Origin of the sequence: Reyranella sp. (assembly GCF_004297405.1) — a bacterium.
Classification (GTDB): domain Bacteria; phylum Pseudomonadota; class Alphaproteobacteria; order Reyranellales; family Reyranellaceae; genus Reyranella.
In genome coordinates this window covers 1-1,759 of sequence record NZ_SCVC01000045.1, presented here as the reverse complement: position 1 = coordinate 1,759, position 1,759 = coordinate 1, and the positions used below count along the sequence as shown (strand labels likewise).

The window sequence follows — 1,759 nt, the reverse complement described above, 5'->3', positions numbered from 1 at the left end:
CGGTCGAGACTTGCCTGGACCGTGGCGAGCTTTCAAACTGCGACCCTGCGGACGGTTTCGCCCGCCATTCGATCGTTACGGAGCTGCGCGATTGACTCAAGATCGCGTCGGATCATCCATTTCTGCCCCTACCTCGGTCCACCTCTCAAGAATTTTGGATCGGGCGGAAAGCGCACATGTCTCCGTAGGATGGTTGATGGAGCAGCTCGGGGAGCGCTCGTTCGGTCTGACCCTCTTCTTGATGGCAATGCTCGCCTTCGTTCCGGGCGCGTCTACGGTTGTGGGGGTAATGATTGCATGGCCTGCAGTCCAGATGATGCTCGGGCACAACACGGCTGTGTTGCCTCGTTTTATTGCTCGAAGGAAAGTTGGCGTAGAGAGACTGGCGCGCGTCATTCGTGTCGTTACGCCCCGGCTCAAATGGGTCGAGCGGCTGATCCGTCCGCGGTGGCCCATCCCTTTCCATGCCACCAAGCGGCTGACGGGGAGCGCGATGCTGTTGTTGGGACTGACGCTGATCTCACCTGTGCCATTCTCGCAAGTCGTGCCTGCATTTATCATCATGCTTCTAGCGCTCGCTTATCTCGAAGAAGACGGGGGTGCGCTGTCAGTCGCTCTGGTTGCCGCGCTCTGCTCTCTGGCGGTGACGGCCGCGACGGTCTGGGGAGCTGTGGAGACGATAGACTGGCTTGACCCGGCAACGCACGGATAGGCGTAGGGCTTGCTGGTATCGGTCATGTGTCCAGGGGGGGCACGACACCTCCAGTATTGGAGCCTGCGCCGCCAATCTCACGCTCGTCATTCTCGGCACCGGTCAGCACAATCTCTGCATGTCAAAAAAAGATAAAGAGTCCGAGGCCCCTAATAATCTGCCGGATTGTCACCATCTTCCTAGGGCGTCGCCACGCTCTCCTCCCAGCGTGAAGTTGGCGTATTGGTGGACCAAGCCACTTCACCGCGTGACCTGCACCTCGACGGACATGCCCTGATAGGCGTCTGTCATGCCCATGAAAGTGCCAGCCATCGGCATCACTTGAGTGATGATGCGTCCGACAGCGACGGGAATGAGATTGAAGCCACCTACGCTTTGGTTGGTCGGATCGAAGGTGATCCAGCCGGCTCCGGGCAGAAAGATTTCGGCCCAGGCATGGGTCGAGCCCGCTTCGGTCACGCCTGCCAAAGACAGGCCACGGCGACGCGCCGAGTTCGACCACGGCAAGGCTCTCGATCGTCAACCCGTCCGCGAGACCCGAGAAACTGGCGGTGGCGACGGCGTTCCCGAAAACATCGTTGGTCCACGATACCGAGGCTGCAGGGGTCAACTCGAGCGTGCTCGACAACAGACGCAGATCGTGGCTTTCGCGCGGCCGCAGCATAAGCCGATGCGGCCCCAGCCGTACCGGTTCGCGATAACGATAGGTCGTCCTGTGGCGAATGCGGAGTGCGTTCATCGCGAGTTTCCAGATTGTCTTTAGATTGGAGGCAGATCATGCCGACACGAACCACGGAAACGACAGTGACGTTCCGCCACTCTTTCACCCTCGCGGCTGTCGATGGCGTGCAGCCCGCAGGCACCTACCGGCTCGTTACGGACGAAGAGCTGATATCCGAACTTTCCTTTGTCGCCTTTCGCCGGATGTCGACGATGCTCCACCTGCCTGCCACCCCATCACCCGGCTGCAGGCGAGACGTCGTGTGTGTCGATCCTGTCGAGCTTGCCGAAGCCTTGAAGGCGGACGCCTCGTGACGCGGGAGCATG

3 protein-coding genes and 1 pseudogene are annotated in these 1,759 nt (G+C 60.3%); 2 read left to right on the top strand and 2 right to left on the bottom strand.

Features of this window, described 5'->3' with window-relative positions; all coding sequences use genetic code 11:
- Positions 1–10 precede the first annotated feature (10 nt).
- Positions 11–712: an exopolysaccharide biosynthesis protein gene (locus tag EPO50_RS28505; protein ID WP_367268072.1), complete on the top strand. Its 702-nt coding sequence runs from the start codon at positions 11–13 to the stop codon at positions 710–712.
- A 240-nt stretch (positions 713–952) separates the two neighbouring features.
- Here EPO50_RS28505 and EPO50_RS31610 read toward each other — a convergent pair whose 3' ends face one another.
- On the bottom strand, positions 953–1,219 hold the full coding sequence (locus tag EPO50_RS31610) for a hypothetical protein (protein WP_367268073.1): 267 nt from the start codon (positions 1,217–1,219) through the stop codon (positions 953–955).
- Between the two features lie 46 nt (positions 1,220–1,265).
- Positions 1,266–1,451 (bottom strand): annotated as a pseudogene (locus EPO50_RS31605) (transglutaminase N-terminal domain-containing protein); the annotation flags it as partial.
- Between the two features lie 38 nt (positions 1,452–1,489).
- Here EPO50_RS31605 and EPO50_RS28495 point away from each other — a divergent pair.
- A complete protein-coding gene (locus EPO50_RS28495) occupies positions 1,490–1,747 on the top strand; it encodes a hypothetical protein (protein ID WP_296349967.1) in 258 nt (85 codons plus the stop codon).
- The last annotated feature ends 12 nt before the right edge of the window (positions 1,748–1,759 follow it).

What these genes read in the sequence shown, in the direction of transcription:
- EPO50_RS28495 (WP_296349967.1), top strand. Translation starts at nt 1,490, where the DNA reads ATGCCGACACGAACCACGGAAACGACAGTGACGTTCCGCCACTCTTTC.